This window comes from Pirellulales bacterium (assembly GCA_036490175.1).
Classification (GTDB): domain Bacteria; phylum Planctomycetota; class Planctomycetia; order Pirellulales; family JACPPG01; genus JACPPG01.
Genome location: DASXEJ010000245.1, coordinates 22,570 through 38,044, shown reverse-complemented (window position 1 = coordinate 38,044; position 15,475 = coordinate 22,570). Strand labels below are relative to the sequence as shown.

Annotated in this window: 15 protein-coding genes and 1 pseudogene; 10 read left to right on the top strand and 6 right to left on the bottom strand. The window is 60.8% G+C overall.

Translation table 11 applies throughout. The features are described 5' to 3' along the window. Window positions 1–29: 29 nt before the first annotated feature. The 5 genes from VGG64_18360 to VGG64_18340 all read right to left on the bottom strand — a co-directional run bounded on the left by VGG64_18360 (window position 30) and on the right by VGG64_18340 (window position 5,045). Window positions 30–1,328, bottom strand: coding sequence for a DUF1501 domain-containing protein (locus VGG64_18360; GenBank protein HEY1601570.1), 1,299 nt, complete (start codon window positions 1,326–1,328; stop codon window positions 30–32). A gap of 464 nt (window positions 1,329–1,792) precedes the next feature. Then, window positions 1,793–2,017: a carbon storage regulator gene (locus tag VGG64_18355; GenBank protein HEY1601569.1), complete on the bottom strand. Its 225-nt coding sequence runs from the start codon at window positions 2,015–2,017 to the stop codon at window positions 1,793–1,795. 185 nt (window positions 2,018–2,202) lie between these two features. Continuing rightward, on the bottom strand, window positions 2,203–2,448 hold the full coding sequence (locus tag VGG64_18350; GenBank protein ID HEY1601568.1) for a hypothetical protein: 246 nt from the start codon (window positions 2,446–2,448) through the stop codon (window positions 2,203–2,205). Between the two features lie 492 nt (window positions 2,449–2,940). Then, complete coding sequence (locus VGG64_18345; GenBank protein HEY1601567.1) at window positions 2,941–3,909, bottom strand: PmoA family protein; 969 nt, start codon at window positions 3,907–3,909, stop codon at window positions 2,941–2,943. 308 nt (window positions 3,910–4,217) lie between these two features. Continuing rightward, entirely contained in the window at window positions 4,218–5,045 is an 828-nt protein-coding gene (locus tag VGG64_18340; protein ID HEY1601566.1) for a hypothetical protein, read from the bottom strand. A 250-nt stretch (window positions 5,046–5,295) separates the two neighbouring features. Here VGG64_18340 and VGG64_18335 point away from each other — a divergent pair, with 250 nt between their 5' ends. Beyond that, the gene (locus tag VGG64_18335) at window positions 5,296–6,237 is read left to right on the top strand and encodes an SDR family oxidoreductase (GenBank protein HEY1601565.1); all 942 of its coding nucleotides are present in this window, start codon (window positions 5,296–5,298) and stop codon (window positions 6,235–6,237) included. On the opposite strand, the gene VGG64_18330 is transcribed toward VGG64_18335, so the two are convergent. Further along, window positions 6,210–6,713: a hypothetical protein gene (locus tag VGG64_18330; GenBank protein ID HEY1601564.1), complete on the bottom strand. Its 504-nt coding sequence runs from the start codon at window positions 6,711–6,713 to the stop codon at window positions 6,210–6,212. The two genes, VGG64_18335 and VGG64_18330, sit on opposite strands and share 28 nt — an antisense overlap. 770 nt (window positions 6,714–7,483) lie before the next feature. On the opposite strand from VGG64_18330, the gene VGG64_18325 reads away from it, so the two are divergent. The 9 genes and pseudogenes from VGG64_18325 (at window position 7,484) to VGG64_18285 (ending at window position 15,467) form a co-directional block, all read left to right on the top strand. After that, a complete protein-coding gene (locus VGG64_18325; GenBank protein ID HEY1601563.1) occupies window positions 7,484–7,867 on the top strand; it encodes an STAS domain-containing protein in 384 nt (127 codons plus the stop codon). A gap of 134 nt (window positions 7,868–8,001) precedes the next feature. Beyond that, window positions 8,002–8,739 carry a creatininase family protein gene (locus VGG64_18320; GenBank protein ID HEY1601562.1) on the top strand — a complete coding sequence of 246 codons (738 nt, stop codon included), beginning with the start codon at window positions 8,002–8,004 and terminating at the stop codon, window positions 8,737–8,739. A gap of 123 nt (window positions 8,740–8,862) precedes the next feature. Continuing rightward, window positions 8,863–9,909 (top strand): ThiF family adenylyltransferase, encoded by a 1,047-nt coding sequence (locus tag VGG64_18315; protein ID HEY1601561.1) that lies wholly within the window; start codon window positions 8,863–8,865, stop codon window positions 9,907–9,909. 133 nt (window positions 9,910–10,042) lie between these two features. Further along, window positions 10,043–10,777: pseudogene (locus tag VGG64_18310) on the top strand (substrate-binding domain-containing protein). Between the two features lie 50 nt (window positions 10,778–10,827). Continuing rightward, a complete protein-coding gene (locus VGG64_18305; protein ID HEY1601560.1) occupies window positions 10,828–11,196 on the top strand; it encodes a substrate-binding domain-containing protein in 369 nt (122 codons plus the stop codon). A gap of 59 nt (window positions 11,197–11,255) precedes the next feature. Further along, window positions 11,256–12,014 (top strand): hypothetical protein, encoded by a 759-nt coding sequence (locus VGG64_18300; GenBank protein HEY1601559.1) that lies wholly within the window; start codon window positions 11,256–11,258, stop codon window positions 12,012–12,014. A gap of 81 nt (window positions 12,015–12,095) precedes the next feature. Continuing rightward, window positions 12,096–12,866 carry a hypothetical protein gene (locus tag VGG64_18295; GenBank protein ID HEY1601558.1) on the top strand — a complete coding sequence of 257 codons (771 nt, stop codon included), beginning with the start codon at window positions 12,096–12,098 and terminating at the stop codon, window positions 12,864–12,866. Window positions 12,867–12,942: 76 nt separating this feature from the next. Beyond that, window positions 12,943–14,517, top strand: coding sequence for a sugar ABC transporter ATP-binding protein (locus tag VGG64_18290; protein ID HEY1601557.1), 1,575 nt, complete (start codon window positions 12,943–12,945; stop codon window positions 14,515–14,517). Then, window positions 14,514–15,467, top strand: coding sequence for an ABC transporter permease (locus VGG64_18285; protein HEY1601556.1), 954 nt, complete (start codon window positions 14,514–14,516; stop codon window positions 15,465–15,467). The genes VGG64_18290 and VGG64_18285 overlap by 4 nt, the downstream gene beginning before the upstream one ends. The last annotated feature ends 8 nt before the right edge of the window (window positions 15,468–15,475 follow it).

Genomic DNA, 15,475 nt, shown 5'->3' with positions numbered 1-15,475 from the left:
GGTGGCAGGATATCGCGGCGCGCAGCACCCTAAGCGAGCAAGCCCTTGCGGACCTGGCCGCCGTCGACGATTTCGATAGGCCGATTGCCCGGCGCCATCAGTTCCTTGTCGGCGACGATGCCTAACTGGTGATAGATCGTGGTGGCCAAATCAGGTGGCTCGATGGGGTCATCCTCGGGCTCGCTGGCCACGGCATTCGACGAACCAAAAATCGCACCCCGTTTGATGCCGCCACCGGCCAGCACCACGCTGAACACCTTGGGCCAGTGGTCGCGGCCGGCGTTGCCGTTGATCTTGGGTGTGCGGCCAAACTCGGTCGACACCATGATCAACGTTTCGTCGAGCTTACCCATGCGATCGAGGTCGCGAACTAACGTGGCAAAGCCCTGGTCGAAAGCCGGCAAGGCACCCCGCATGCCGGCGGCGATGCCGGTGTGCATATCCCAGCCCGAATAGGTCAGCGCCACAAATCGCACGCCGGCCACCACTAGGCGGCGGGCCATCAGCATGCGTTGGCCTGCCTCGTTGCGGCCGTACTCATCGCGAATCGCGGCTGGCTCGGCCTCGATATTGAACGCCTCGCGAGCATCCTTTGAGCTGACCAGGCTATAGGCCCGCTCGTAGAAAGTATCCATCGCGTCGATGGCGTCCGACTTTTCTTTGGCTCGGAAATAATCATTGACCGTTTGCAGGGCCGTCTTGCGACGGTCGAAACGAATGTTGTCGACGCCCCCGGCCATGTTCAGGTCGCGGACCTGGAAGCCAGCGGACGCGGGATCAGCCCCCAGGCTGAACGGGGCAAACGATGAGCTTAAATATCCAGTGCCGGCATATTCGTTCAGCTGATTGGGAATGCAGACGTACGGCGGCAGATTGTTGCGGGGACCATACTCGTGGCTGACCACGCTCCCCATGCTGGGAAAGACCAGTGCCGGCGAGGGCTTGTAGCCCGTGAACATGTTATGCGTGCCCCGTTCATGGGCGGCCTCGCCGTGGGTCATCGAGCGGATCACCGTCAGCTTGTCGGCCATCTCGGCCGTGCGCGGCAACGTCTCGGCGAACTGCTGCCCAGGAATCTTGGTGGCGATAGCATTCAGCTCGCCCCGATATTCGATCGGCGCGTACGGTTTCGGATCAAATGACTCCTGGTGTGCCATACCACCGGGCAGAAAGATATGAATGATGCTCTGTGCCTTGGCAGCAATGTGCTCATAGTCCTTCTGCTCGGCGCGGGCCGATTGGGCCCGCATAAAGCCCGGCAAAGTGAGCCCTATGCCGGCGGCTCCGACCGAAATGAATTGCCGACGACCAGTGCGAAGCTGAAACATTGTGTGGTCTCCTTCCAGTTTCAGGCGAGCCCGAGCAAAAAGCGGGCCGCGAGACGCGAACCGTAGGCTGAGTGCGATTGTTTTCGAGTGGTATGGGGATAAGCCCGAGTGCAGCCAGCAGGAGTGTAAATCGCTGGTTGGCAACAAGGACGGCAGGTCGTGCGGCAGCATTGCCAGAGCGCAGCCACCGCAAAAGAAGGTAACCACTTGGGTGGTCGATTGTCAACGATTTTCAACCAAATGTGAAAATATGAGAATACGTTGATGCATTGAGTTGCCGCGATCCACCGCGGATAAAACGGGCGGCAGAGCGAGCGCCGCGGCCCAAAGAAACGTGGCGCGAAAAAAAATCGTTCCGGGTGGATACGCCACCCGGAACGATTCTTATGGCTCAACAGCAACAACCCACTCGGCGCGGGCCGTCACTGATCTTTACGTGATTGATCTTTCTCGGTCGATCGAAATTAACCCGCAGACCGTTCTAAACCCCCGGCAAGGGGCGGCGTACATTCCCGGCTGGCGGCCGCTTCGGGACGCGGCACGCCCTCTAGTTCATGGCGAAGAACGAGCATGTCGGAAGGGGCCTCGATCCCCAATCGCACTTTGTCACGGCCGACCCGCACGACAGTGACAACAATCGAGTCTCCCAACTTTATGCGCTCGTTTTCCCTGCGCGATAATACCAGCATGGCGGATAAACCTCCGTGTTCGGTATGATAGTGTACTAATGTATAATAGCGGTCCGCGCAAGTCAACTATCGACGGGCATTCTTGGCCGGCGTGGCTCGGCGCATCCACTTTTCAGGCAGCGGTCATCCAGGTGGTGACCCGGCCGTCGAAATGGACACTCCGTTACGCCGCGCGCATCATCCTTTTATGCGGCGGAAAGTTCGAGGTATTCCAATTCCTCGATCTCGGCCTTCAAGAAGCGCTCTCCCGTCGAATCGTAAAATAACACGGTGTTGCGATCGCTAACCCAAATCGCGGAATACTTCGTGGCTCTTGGTCCGTGCAGGCAGTAGTAGCGGCCACAGGGAGTTCCGGATCTGGTCAGCACGAGTTCAGTCATCACATAGGCGTCTGGATCAAGTTGTTCGTGGTCGCAAATTGTCTGACTCACATACCTTCTCAAGTTGTCTAAAGTGTCGATCCGCTGTGCGGTATACGACATAGTGGGGTCAGGTCTCCGTGTTCGGCACCTGGCGGTTGGGGGAGAGCAACACGGCCGGCGCTAATTGGTGAAAATGGGATAACTGACGATACAGTATGCTATCGGCAGAATAGGGCATGCACTTTCCGCTAGATGCGCGGGAAGTGCGCAGAATGCGCAATATTCATGGACGGAAGAATACTATTCGTCCTGTGCATGCAGCGCTTCATCGCCTTGTTGGCGGCGCGCAGCGGTGACAAATTTCCTCAGGCGTTTCGCTGAAGTCCACCCGCCATTGGCTGGGAATGCAGGGTGCCGTGCCCACGCTTTAACGTGGGCATGCCTGGGCGCGTCGGCAAGAGATCCAGATCGTAAAGCAAAAGTACGGCCACGCCGCAACGTGGCGATGGCAACCCAAATCGCCACTGGTACGGAATCCATGGCAGGGTCGAGCCACTAACGCTACGGCCGCGGTTCCTTCGAGTAGGCCTGGAACGCCTCGGCGATTTTTCCACCCTTCTCGTCGCCGCGATGGAACACGAAGCGATAACGCAGCGTCATCGTTTCGCCCGCTGGCAGCGTGTAATCCCCTTCGTGCTTATCCTCCGACTTGTGAAAGTCGTGCAGACCGAACGGATTGGCCGCGAACAGTCCGTAATCGCGCACGTGCCAGTACGTCGGAAATCGGAAGCTCGAAGGATGATTCAAGATCGCGATCCCCACGGCGTCATCCCCGATGCTGCCGTGGTAGTCGACCCAGGCGGCTTGCTTGCCCCATGCGGCCCCGTCGCGTGCTCCTTCGCTGGTGACGATCTCACCCCGCTTGCCGGTTAGCTTTGCGGCATCGAGCGCCGTCGGCACGCGCAGCCCCATTGACCCTTCTTTGGTGTCACCAAACAGGACCGGCCCTTCGCTGGCTTTGATCGCGATATCGAAATCGATGCTCCGCGTCTCGTCATTGCCGCGAAACGTGAGGGTGCGGACATCTTCGCAATGCTTCTTACCGTCGGGCCCGATCCAGTCGTTAATGGTGCTGATCACGCCCGCCGGACCGTTGGCCTCGCACTTCAGATACTCGCGGTGGACCTCTTTGCCCATTCCCGGCACTTCCGTCCAGAAATCAATGCCGTTGACGCTGCCATGGGTGAACCACAGCGAGCGGTGGTGCGGATGATCGCGCTTTTCCCCTTCGACCAGCTTCATGGGGTAGTTGCGGGTCATTTCATGCCCGCCCGGGCCGATGATCGGCCACACGATCGGCTTGGGACCGTTATGAATCAGGTATTCCGCAAACGGTTTGCCCCCCAGCGTCACGCGCACGCCGTCGTCGTGCTTCTCGACGGCAACTTCATCGGCTAACAGCGGCCGCGGGCCTGCCAAGAAGCCGCAAATCGCCACGCTAAAACAGGCCACGGCAAAATGAGATCGCACGGGTGGAATTCCTCGTCAAAGAGTCGCTGGGCGTGAATGACCGGCGGGCGCTGCCCCCGCCCCCGACACTCGCGCATGGTAACCACCGGCACATGCCGCTGCCAGTGGCGCAGCCGTCCTGCCTGCCCAAGGATCGCGAAGGGGCAGTGCCATCGCGGAACGACAACCGGCGGGTGACGCCCGCAGCCAGGCGATGGAACTCTGCTAGATGATAGAAACAGCGTCGCCGGCGGTGAGCGCTAATTCATACCAGAGGGCCAGCGGCAATGAACGCTGGCGCGATCGACGGCCCCGTTATCGGGCCGAACCTACTTTTGCTTCTGCGACTTGCCCTTGGCCGCCTGGCTAACCTCGGCAGCCCCTTGCTTGAGCCGGTCGTTGTACTCGGCTGTTGAAACGGCATGGAAGATCTTCATCTGCCGCTGCGCTTCGTTGACCAGATCGCGATCCTTATCGAGCAGCTTCCAGACAAAGCGATGCTCTGCTCGCAGGATCAGCTTGGGCGTGGGCCCCTTGGGAGCAATCGTCATGTAGACTTCAGTCGGCAGCACTTTACGTTCTTCGAGCTTTTCGCTCACGACCATACGGCCAAACGGGGGCAGCGTTCCGGGATTGATCAACAGGTTCATCTGGCAGCTCCAGTGGGAGAATTCTCCGTACTGGCGCGAGATCTCATCCGATTTGGCCGGCTCGGTCTTCAGTCGATAGATCATCCAAGGGCTGTCGAATTCCAGCTCGCCGTCGTGCTCGCTCTCCTTGAACTCAGGATTGGACAGGAAGTTGAGCAGCGGATCTTTCGAACCGGCCGCTTCGATACGTACCTTGTTCAGGAATTCCTGCACGGTCTTGGTTGCGACTTCGGTCATTACCTTCCGCTGGGGATCGAGCACGATCAGTCGTCCGCGACGGACGTCGAAGATCGTCGTCTCGGGATCGAGTCCTCCCTGCGGATCGGTCAGAAAGTCGTACACCACGTCATCGGAAAAGACGGTGGTGATTTCCGTGATCGGCTTTTTGCTCTTATCCCCGACTTTGTACACCTTGCTTTCGACGTGAAAATTCTCGGCGCGGGCGGTGCCGGCAGCCAGCATCAGGACGACCGCCACGCCTAGCTTCGGTCCGATCGGGAATCGCATATTACTAGCCTCGCCGATGGTGTACACTTGCCCATTTCGCGGAAGGGGCCAGAGAATAATCGAGGCGGGCAGCGGTGTAAATTCCAGTTTCGGCCCGGTCCGGCAGCCTCTCGTGCGTTTTTCTGAGCCGTAAGCTACGCTTCCGACGACGAATTACGCAGCGGCCGCAGGCCTGTTCTGCCCCGGGGCCGGCAGGTTGCGCGACGCGCCAGGCGGCTTGATCAATTACTACGGATTGGTAAACAACCTCATGAGAACATTTCTGGTCACCGGCGGTGCCGGCTTCATCGGATCGCACATTGTCGAGGCGCTGCTGGCGCGCGGCGACCGGGTCCGGATCCTGGATAACTTCAGCACCGGCCATCACGCCAATATCCCCAAGAACGACCGCGTCGAGGTCGTTGAAGGCTGCGTCACGAACGAGGCGATCGTCGCCCGCGCCGTAAAAGGCGTGGATTGCATCTTCCACGAGGCGGCACTCGCCAGCGTGCCGCGCAGCATCGAGGCGCCGCTGGATACCAATGCCGCCTGTGTCACCGGCACGGTGACCATGCTGAACGAGGCGCAGAAGGCGGGCGTCCGTCGCCTTGTCTACGCAGCCAGCAGCAGTGCTTATGGCGACAAGTTGACGTCGTCGAAGCGCGAGTCCGACTTGGCCGCTCCCTTGTCTCCCTATGCCGCCGCAAAATTGGCCGGCGAGTTTTACTGCCAGGCTTTTGCCCATAGCTTTGGCATCGAAACCGTGGCGATTCGCTACTTCAACGTTTTTGGTCCGCGACAAGACCCGAATAGTCCCTATTCGGCAGTGATTCCGCTCTTCGTCACGGCGATGCTCGCCGGTCGGGCACCGATGATCTATGGCGATGGGGGCCAATCGCGCGACTTCACGTTCGTGGGCAATGTGGTGCAAGGCAACCTGCTGGCGGCCGATGCCCCGAATGCAAGCGGCCAAGTGTTCAACGTCGCCAACGGTCGCTCCACCACGCTATTGGAATTGATTCGCCTGTTGAACGAGTACCTGGGCACGAAAGTACAGCCCGTCTTTCAGCCGGCGCGCGTCGGAGACGTGCGGGAAAGCCTGGCCGATATCAGCGAAGCCCGCCGCGGACTAGCCTACGAGCCGCAGGTCGACTTCGAAGAGGGCCTGCGCCGCACGATTGCCTACTATCGCGAAACAGCGGGCAAGAAATAGTCGCGGTTGCCGTTGATGCCCTCGCGGTTGGAATAAATCGCCTGGGCGTTTGATGTCTGCGCCGCGCCTTCTGCACCTGCCAAGGGGATAATGTAGTACTCGCGCCCGTTGAATTCTTGCCGGCTCCAAGTGCTAGGAATATCCCCCTGGCACCCCACGCCGGGCGGACGGACGCCCGAACGCAAGCCGGAGCCACCGGGCGGGATGGGTACCGTGCGGGCGTCGGGATCTATCTTCGTGTAAACGCCTCGCCGTTTCCTTGCGCGCTGCTTGGAAACTTTTTCGGCAGTCGAACAGTCTCCTTCAGCGCGGGGCGCGACCGCTTGCGGTTCGGCCTCCGGCGGCGGCATTGACACGAGCAGCGTTTCTGCTGCTGGCACGCTCGGCGGCGTTGCGAGCGACAATCCCCAAGCTCCCGCTGCCCACCCCAGCAGGAATCCAACGCACGAACCGATGCCCAACTGCTTGCTGGCCATAAATGCGCTCCCGTGCTCTGACGTTATGCCCCGCACACTCGTCCCACAAAACATAACGATCGATCCGCGGCTTTCTTAGATCGTTTTCGTGGAGCGCGTCATTGTGCGCGGCAACGCTAGCACAACAGAACGTCAGGCTTAGCGGGGCCGTGGTCGCTCCACGGTACGGCAGCAACCGCAACAGGGATTCTCTCGGGCAGCGACCACGTGGGCTCGCCCTACAGGCTTGCGCCGGTGAATCCTGGGAGGCGCTATTTGCTTTTGGACTTTGCGGCAGCGGCCGGGGCGGCTCCGGCGGCTTGCTTGGCGGCGAAGCGTGCACGGCCGATTTCGTTTCGGCGGGTGCGACGTCGCTTTTCCCTGGCCTGGACTCCACTGCGGTTCGTACCCATCAATTGTCTCCTGGCAGATTACGTAGATGCGTGATTTAAGTGCCCGTAAGAATCGTTCCCGCCATCTTACCGTCCCTCCAATTCTAGGAAATCCCTGTAAGGCATCGCGGCCAGTAAATCAGCCAGCGAATCCGCGGCGACACGCGTTAGCCGGCCGGCGGCAAATCCGCTCGGCCCAGCGACAATCCAGATCGGGGTTACGCATTCCGCACAACCTGCTCCATAGCCGACCGACGGCCATCTCAGCAGTCTGACCACTCCAAATTGTCAGAAATGGGCCTTGCAACCATTCGCCCGGCGGGCAGGTATAATGACCGAGGCAAAATCGCAAATCCTGTCTTGTGTGCGGCCCGCTAGGGGCCCCGCGTCGAGCTAATCATGCCGGAATCCAAGTCGTTCGAGGTCAAACAAGTTGGCCCCGTCACGCTCATCCAACCGCGCGAGGCCGAACTCGTCGGCCGGAACGCCATCAACGACCTGGCGGACGATCTGATCGCGTTTGTGCGCACCGAGAAGCCCACAAATATCGTCGTGTCGTTGAAACGCGTCACACGTTATTCCTCCGAGGCCATCGGCGGACTGATCCGCATGGAGCGTCGCGTGCGCGCCCAGGGTGGACGTGTGAAGTTGTGCATGAATAACGAGCTGCGCGAACTGTTCAAAGTCACCCGGCTCGACGGCACGCTGTTCGAAATCTACGACTCCGAGTCAGACGCCGTGGCATCATTCTTCGAGAAGGGCAAAGACCTCTTCGGCGCTTAGCCGCTCCAAGGTCCCACAGGCGGTGCCGACGATTGCAGCCGGCATAAAACCTCTGCGGCCTGATGCTTCTGCTTGCCACGGTTGGATTGCCTGCCCGGCTTGCCTGCCCTGCGACCCTCTGACAAACTCAAGCCATGAGCAATTCCGCCCCAGAAATCGAGCTTGGCAAACTAACCCGCCGCGAGTTTCGCGAACGCATGGCGTCCGGCCAGTTGCAAGGCTGCATCATTCCGCTAGCGGCCGTTGAGCAGCACCTCGAGCACATGGCGATGGAGCATGACTGGCGGAGTGTGCATCACGTCTCGCGCGCGGTGGCCGAGCGATTGCGGCCGCGCGTGCTTGTTGCCGCGGGTTTGATGGCCGGCGTCAGCGAGCATCACATGAAGCATCCTGGCACGCTCAGCCTGCGGCCGGGCACGTTTCTGTCGGTCGTCAACGACATGATCGAGAGCATGGCCCGCGCCGGCTTTCCGCACATACTGGTTCTCAATGGCCACGGCGGCAACGTGGCACCCTGCCGCGGCGTATTCGACCAGTATCAGCGGATGGCCTCGGCCGTGAACCTGCACTTTATGTCGTACTGGGACTTGCTGAACGAGAATGACGCAAAAGAGCTGCTCGTCGGCGGCCACCGCCTGCCCGACGACATGCCAGGACACGCCCAAGAGTTCGAAACTGCGATCGGCTTGGCGGCATTCCCCGAGAACGTCCGGCAAACGATGTGGGCCGATCAGGAAGACCCGAAACCATCGCTAGCCACGGCAGCCTGCGGCCAGGCATTTCTCGATCGCGTCGTGCCGCGCGTGGCAGCCTACCTGGACGACATGCTGTCCGGCCGTCGCACTAATCCCACCCCGCCGTTTCATCCATGACTAAAGCGCCTCGCGATCCATAAAAAGCCTCTCCTCTCGCGGGAGAGGGCCGGTTGAGGGGGCGAAATACCACAAAACGGCCAACCCGCGCCTACGCCCATACATAGTCCGTCACCAACAAAAATGAACGAACCGCTTGAGCCCGATCTGACGCGCTACGCTCGCCAGGTGCGCTACGCGCCGTTTGGCGAAGCGGGCCAGCGGCAGCTGCTCACTTCGCGTGCCTTGGTCGTCGGCTGCGGCGCGCTCGGCTCGGTGATCGCCAACACGCTGGTCCGTTCCGGCGTGGGCAAGGTGCGGATTGTCGACCGCGATTTCCTCGAGCTCAATAATTTGCAGCGCCAGGTCTTGTTCGACGAAGACGACCTGCAGGCCGACCTGCCCAAGGCCATCGCCGCCGCCAACAAGTTGCGCCGCATCAACTCCACTGTCGAAATCGAACCGATCGTCGCAGACGTCGATCACACGAATATCGAGTCGCTTTGTGCGGGCATCGATTGCATTGTCGACGGCACCGACAATTTCGAGATCCGCTTTCTGCTCAACGACGCCGCGGCAAAACTGGGCGTTCCCTGGGTTTATGGTGGCTGCCTGGGGGCGGAAGGGCAGACCATGACGATTCTGCCCGGCCAGACCGCCTGCCTGCGCTGCGTGATCGCCGAACCACCCGAGGCCGGCGTCGCCCCGACCTGCGATACCGCGGGCATCCTGGCACCGATCATTGGTTTGATTGCTTCGATCGAGGCCATGGAAGCGCTCAAGATCCTGTCCGGCCATCGCGATGCGATTCAAAAGTCGCTGACCGTTATCGACCTGTGGGAAAACCAACTACGCCAGGTGCGGCTCGACGCCGTTCGCGACGCGGCCGATTGTCCCACCTGCCACCGTGCCGACTACCCGTGGTTGCGGGGCGAGCGCGGCAGTCACTCGGCCGTGCTCTGTGGCCGCAACGCGGTACAGTTAACGCCACCGACGCGGCAACCGCTGTCGCTCGCGGCACTAGCCCAAAAGCTGGCCGGCGTGGGTCGCGTGAGTCACAATGCGTTTTTGCTGCGTTTGGCAGTGGATGATTACCAACTGACGGTCTTCCCCGACGGTCGGGCCATCGTCGGCGGCACCGACGACATCGCCACGGCCCGCACGGTTTACGCGCGTTACATCGGGACCTGATGCGGCTTTCCGCTGCGAGTTTAAGTTAGCGATTTTGACCACAGCGAGATTTGTGATTCGCCCAGATATGCTGGGCGCTAGGTGCCATGCCCACGCGCAGCGTGGGCATGCGAAGCGGTGACAGTTCTAAGGCATGTCAACGCATGCGTGGACATGGCACCGGCGAAGACTAACGGGCGGCAAGATTTGCACGTCGAGTGTTTCATTCTCTTCTTTCAGTATCGATGCGCTGCTGTTGCATCACGGCATTAGGACTCAAAAAATGCATTGGCGATTCTCATGTTTCTCTGTCGTTATTGCGGCGGCCGTTGGTACCCTGTGTCTTGGACTCGCGGGCTGTGGCGGCGGCAATGCGAGCAAACCAGCGGCCGGGGGCAAGCCGACCGTCGCGTTTGTGACGAACAATTCATATGAGTTCTGGACGATCGCTCGCCGTGGCACCGAGAAAGGCGCCAAGGAATTCGACGCGACGGTCGATTTCAAGATGCCGGCCCGCGGCACCACCGAGGAACAACGCGCGATCGTCGAAGACCTGGTCGCCAAGGGAGTGCAGGGAATCGCGATCAGCCCCATCGATTCGGCGAACCAGGCCTCTTTCCTCAACGAGATCGGCAGCCGCGTGCCGTTGTTGACGCACGACAGCGACCTGCCTACCGGCAGCGAGCGGTTGTGCTACATCGGCACCGAGAATTACACCGCCGGCATGGCTGCCGGAAAACTTGTGCGCGAGTGCCTGCCCGACGGAGGCAACCTCGTGATCTACGTGGGCAAGATGGACGCGCAAAACGCCAAGGAGCGCCGGCAAGGTGTGCTGGACGAACTGGCGGGAGAGAAGGACGCGCCCGGCCCGACCTACGGCAAGTTCACGCTGCTCGACACCATGACCGACGACGCCATCAAGACAAATGCAAAGCCAATGTGGAAGACACGCTCGTTAAATATCGCGACACGCCCGAGAAGCTCTGCCTGGTCGGCCTGTGGGCGTACAATCCGCCGGCCATGCTGGCGGCCGTGCAAGGGGCCGGACTGGCTGGCAAGGTAAAAATGGTGGGCTTCGACGAAAACGAGGAAACACTGCAAGGCGTGAAAGACGGGCACATCTACGGCACCATCGTGCAACAACCGTTCGAGTTCGGTTTCAACGCCGTGCGAATCATGGCCGGCCTCGCCCGCGGCGATCGATCGGTGCTGCCCGAAGGGGGCATCCTGTTCATTCCCCACCGCGAAATCACGCGCGACAATGTCGAGGTGTTTTGGGATGAACTAAAGCGCCTCAAGCAGGGGTAGCAGAACGGCGTGTCCGCCACGATGGACGCGGCCGTCTTTTTGGACCAACAGGAAATGATATGACTTTGCGACGGCGCCGGGTCTTGTTGGTCGTGCTGGCAGCCCTGCATGCCACCTTGCTCTCAGGCATCCCCGCGCTTGCCTATTCGATTCCCGACACGTCAACCCCGCTGACCGCGGTCGTGGCTATGGCGTGTTGGATTCTGATTTTGACGGAATCGAGCTTTGTCCCGCTGTGGGTACGGCTCGGGCCGGGACCATGGCTGTGGCGGCTCGTGACGTTGGCAGGATTCGTGGCTGCCGTCTGGCTGCTCTCCCTCGTCGCGGAAAGTGCTGAACTCGATCGAGTCGTGGTCGGCATCGCGATTGTCGCACTTGGCACCGCCCATTGGGCGGCGCGCGTCGGCATTTCGATAGAGATGGTTGATTCTCCAGAGTCTGGCAAAATGACTCGCGCGCCGATACAGTTTTCCATCGCCGGACTACTGCTGCTGACCTGCCTGGTGGCGGTTGCCGTGCAAGCCTTTCGTACAATCCAGCCGAGCGAAGTGATTGTCTGCCTCTCGATGATTGGTTCATCGACGATCGTCTGCTGGCTGGCGACCTGGGCAGCGCTCGGCCAATCGCCGGGGACGCGCCGCCTGCTTTCGATCGCAGGCTTGGCGATAGTTGCGGTGTCATGGCACTTTTCCACACTGCCGTTTGTTGGTTGGACCCTTGGCGCCAGTTTTGCGATCATCGTCGGCACGTTGGTCGTTCTGCGAACTTGCGGATATCGCTTGACCGTCGGTAACTGCCCAGCGACCACGATCGAGTGACGCGCGGGCCCCACGATTGAATCGGCATCATTTCGAAGACACGGTGCAGACCGGAAACAAATTTGCCGTCGCGCGCACGCCATGAAATCACAAACCGTGGTAACGATTTTCCTCGTGCTGTGCCATATTCTCACGGCGCCGTGGCTTGCGTGGCTAGATAACTCGGTCATTGCGGTGCCTCTGGGGAAAGTTCTGGTTCTCGGGCTGTGGACGAGCCAGACGTGCCTGATTTCGCTGTGGTTAGTCATGCCGCCGCATGCAAGGTTGTTTCAGCAGGGTGCTAAACTTGTCCTGGCAGCCGTACTGTTTCGCCTTCTATTTGGGGTAGTCGGGCTCGACAGGAATGGTGGCATGCTGTTGCTGACGACGGGTATCCTGGTTTTCGCCCTGGCGTTGCTCGTCCGGAGACGCGGCATGCGAATCCAGACTGCAACGTCCGGCGGACCGTTCGGCACTTGGCCGTGGGCCATGCAGTTTTCTCTGGCCGAGATGCTCGCCGTCGTCACGATCGTTGCGATGGGGATCGCATTACTGCCCATCGCGGCGACATGGCTCCCCATTCCGGTCCCCAATCAAAGGGACCTCGTGGCAATCGCCGCCTGTTCCACGGCGACGTGCTGGATCGTCGTATGGGCAGTGTTGGGGACGACCCGATTTCTGTGGCGGCTGCTTGTTTCTACCCCACTGCTGGTCGCCGTTGCCGCGGCGAGCAGCGCGACCGAGGGTGAGATCGTGGCGCTCTATATAGGATTGGTCGCAGTCGTCATCGGCATGACGTTGCTCCCCTACCGGATTTGCGGATATCGACTCGTCGCCATCAATCGCCAAGTGCCCGAAGGCGGATTAGTATAAGGGGCTTATGCCCGCGCCAACGCCCGCCAGCCCCATGCCCGACCGTCAACAAAGCGACTCCCCGGAGTCTGTGGCAATGTCCGTCGGGACGTCTCCGCTGCTGATAGCGCGGCACATTAGTAAGTCGTTTCCCGGCATCAAGGCCCTCGACGACGTACAGCTAGACCTACAGGCCGGCGAGGTGCTGTGTGTGGTCGGCGAAAACGGGGCCGGCAAGTCGACCTTGATGAAGATCCTGGGCGGAGTCTACACACCCGACGCCGGCGAGATTTCTCTCGACGGTCGGTCGGTCCGCCTCGGCACGGTCCAAGAGGCGCAGCGAGCCGGCATTACGCTGATCCATCAAGAGCTGAACCTGGCGCAAAGCCTGGACGTGGCCGGAAATATTTTCCTGGGCCGCGAGCCGACGCGCGGCGGACCCCTAAGAATTCTCGATCGGCGCATGTATGCCGAGGCCGAGTCGATCACCCAACGATTGGGTCTCTCGGCCAGCCCACGTACGACAGTCAACCGGCTCTCGATCGGCCAGCAGCAGTTAGTCGAGATCGCCCGCTCGCTCTGTTTGCAATCGCGCGTTTTGATCATGGACGAGCCGACATCCAGCCTTTCCGCGCGCGACTGTGAGCGGCTGTTCGCCGTGATTCGCGATCTGAAAAGCTCCGGCGTAGCCGTGTTGTATATCTCGCACCGGCTGCCCGAGGTGCAGGAAATCGCTGACCGCGTCACTGTCTTGCGCGATGGCCGTAACGCCGGCCAGCTCGCTCGCCACGAAATCAATCACGCGGCGCTCGTGCAACTAATGATCGGCCGCGACTTGAAGCAATTCTTCGTACGTGGAAGTAAAGCCGAGGGCAAGCCGAGCAACGACGTGCCGCAGAAGGCACTCGCCACGGCCGTATCGCACGTGGGATCACCACCGGCGCTCGAAGTCACAGGCCTGAAGATCACGCCGCGACAGCAGCGCGGAATCGACTTGCGCGTCGAGCGCGGCGAGGTTGTCGGCCTGGCCGGTCTGGTTGGCGCCGGGCGCACGGAGCTTGCCCAGGCGCTGTTCGGCATTCGCCGCCTGACGGCCGGCACTATGCGCGTGGCAGGACAGCCGCTGGTGGTGCGTACCCCCGCCGATGCGATCGCCGCAGGACTGTTTCTTGTGCCCGAGGACCGCCGTATCGAAGGTTTGCTGCTGGCCGAATCGGTGCGCCGCAACATCAGCCTGGCTTCGCTCGATTTTATCAGCCGCTGCGGGATCGTCCGCCGTCGCGACGAACGGGCGCTGGCCGAGCGCATGTGCCGACAGCTAACGATTCGCACCGCCGGCATCGACAAAACCGTCGGTCTACTTAGCGGCGGCAATCAGCAAAAAGTAGTGCTCGCTAAGTGGCTGGCGCGGCAACCCAAGCTGCTGATCCTCGACGAACCCACCCGCGGCGTCGACGTCGGCGCCAAGAGCGAAATCTATGCCTTGATGGACGAGCTGACCCATAGTGGCGTGGGCATCCTGATGATTTCGAGCGACCTGGAAGAGATTCTCGGCCTGAGCGACCGCGTGCTGGTCATGCATCAGGGAGAGTTGGCCGGTCAACTTGCGCGACATGAGCTTTCCCAACAGGCTGTCATGAACCTGGCGACAGGCGGAGACGCGACCGTATGAAGAAGCTGCTCGGGTTGTTTTTTTTTCTGTTGGTGATTTATGCGCTGCTGCTGCTGGCCGATCCGGGCGCTCGCAGCGTTTACAATCATTTCAACCTGGGCAAACGCATCGGCCTGTACGGCATCCTCAGCCTTGGGGCCGGCGTCTTGATCATCACCGGCGGTATCGATCTATCGATCGGCTCGGTCGTGGGGCTGTGTACGACGATCGTGGCTATGCTGCTGGTCGACTATCATTGGCACCCCCTGGCAGCGATTGGCGCCGTGCTTGCGCTCGGTGCGCTTATCGGACTGGTGAACGGGCTGCTTGTCACAAAGCTGCGTGTGCAGGCCTTTGTCGTGACGTTATGTGGCTTGTTCATCTACCGCGGCGCGGCGCGCTGGCTGGCCGGCGGCCAGAACAAGGGCCTCGGCACAGACTTCGAGACTTGGAAACACTGGCTAGCCAAAGGCAAAGACCTGCTCGGCCTGCCCATGGCGCTCGTGATCTTTTTGGTGCTAGCCGCGATTGCCGCGGTCGGGCTGCATCTGAGCGTCTACGGAAGATACCTGTTCGCCGTCGGCAGCAATGAGCAGGCGGCCCGTTACTCGGGCATTGCCGTGGATCGCTATCGGATCTCGGCCTACGTGATCTGTTCGACGTTGGCCGCCCTGTTCAGCGTCCTGTTTCTGATGGAAGAAAACTCGGTTCAACCGAGCAGCACCGGCAGTTTCTTCGAGCTATATGCCATCGCCGGCGCGGTCTTGGGCGGTTGCAGCCTGCGTGGCGGCGAAGGGAACGTGCTGGGCATCATCATTGGCACGGCCATTCTCTGGATCCTGCCGAACTTCACCAAAATGTGGGGCGTCCCGTCGGAGCTGGAATACACCGTGATCGGCGCCGCACTGCTCGTTGGTGCTTTGGTCGACGAACTCTTGCGCCGCCGCGGCCTGGCACGATCCGACGGGTAGCGACGTAA

Bases quoted from the DNA above. Each gene is read 5' to 3' on its own strand.
- VGG64_18360 (HEY1601570.1), bottom strand. From the start codon at position 1,328: ATGTTTCAGCTTCGCACTGGTCGTCGGCAATTCATTTCGGTCGGAGCC.
- VGG64_18295 (HEY1601558.1), top strand. From the start codon at position 12,096: ATGAAATCACAAACCGTGGTAACGATTTTCCTCGTGCTGTGCCATATT.
- VGG64_18355 (HEY1601569.1), bottom strand. From the start codon at position 2,017: ATGCTGGTATTATCGCGCAGGGAAAACGAGCGCATAAAGTTGGGAGAC.
- VGG64_18315 (HEY1601561.1), top strand. From the start codon at position 8,863: ATGAACGAACCGCTTGAGCCCGATCTGACGCGCTACGCTCGCCAGGTG.
- VGG64_18330 (HEY1601564.1), bottom strand. From the start codon at position 6,713: ATGGCCAGCAAGCAGTTGGGCATCGGTTCGTGCGTTGGATTCCTGCTG.
- VGG64_18335 (HEY1601565.1), top strand. From the start codon at position 5,296: ATGAGAACATTTCTGGTCACCGGCGGTGCCGGCTTCATCGGATCGCAC.
- VGG64_18340 (HEY1601566.1), bottom strand. From the start codon at position 5,045: ATGCGATTCCCGATCGGACCGAAGCTAGGCGTGGCGGTCGTCCTGATG.
- VGG64_18320 (HEY1601562.1), top strand. From the start codon at position 8,002: ATGAGCAATTCCGCCCCAGAAATCGAGCTTGGCAAACTAACCCGCCGC.
- VGG64_18300 (HEY1601559.1), top strand. From the start codon at position 11,256: ATGACTTTGCGACGGCGCCGGGTCTTGTTGGTCGTGCTGGCAGCCCTG.
- VGG64_18325 (HEY1601563.1), top strand. From the start codon at position 7,484: ATGCCGGAATCCAAGTCGTTCGAGGTCAAACAAGTTGGCCCCGTCACG.
- VGG64_18290 (HEY1601557.1), top strand. From the start codon at position 12,943: ATGTCCGTCGGGACGTCTCCGCTGCTGATAGCGCGGCACATTAGTAAG.
- VGG64_18285 (HEY1601556.1), top strand. From the start codon at position 14,514: ATGAAGAAGCTGCTCGGGTTGTTTTTTTTTCTGTTGGTGATTTATGCG.